We start from the raw sequence: 446 nt of genomic DNA, 5'->3' as shown, positions 1-446 counted from the left end.
GCCTTCTGCGAGCGCCGCGCGCAATTCTTCCTGCTCTGGCCGTCCGGCCGCCAGGTCTCGCCCAAGCTGCGCGCCTTCATCGACTTCGTCGCGCCACGGGTGATCGCCACGCTGGGCTGAAGCGCGCCTGGCAGGGCCGGTCAAGCCGGCGGCAGACAGGAACAAGACCGCGGCGGCCACGGAGCGTCTAATAGATACATCCACCCCTTGCCAGGCCGCATCCATGATCAACATCGAGACGCCGACCTACTACACGGCGACCAAGAAGTACGAATTGTCCTTCCCCTCCCTGGAAACCGACCTGGACGCCGACGTGGTGGTGATCGGCGGCGGCTTCTCCGGGATCAACACCGCGCTTGAGCTGGCCGAGCACGGCATCACCGACATCGTCGTGCTGGAGGCCCGCCACCTCGGCTTCGGCGGTACCGGGCGCAACGGCGGGCAGA

Annotated in this window: 1 protein-coding gene; it reads left to right on the top strand. The window is 67.0% G+C overall.

All coding sequences use genetic code 11. The annotated features are described in order from the left end of the window. Positions 1 to 223: 223 nt before the first annotated feature. Positions 224 to 446, top strand: a 223-nt coding sequence (locus ACLJNW_RS23230) for an FAD-dependent oxidoreductase (RefSeq protein ID WP_410961089.1), incomplete at its 3' end; no start/stop codon positions are given.

The organism is Salmonella sp. SAL4457, assembly GCF_046548235.1.
Taxonomy (GTDB): Bacteria; Pseudomonadota; Gammaproteobacteria; order Enterobacterales; family Enterobacteriaceae; genus Salmonella; species Salmonella enterica.
Note: the sequence above shows the minus strand (reverse complement) of the source record. Positions and strands in the feature narration are given on the sequence as shown.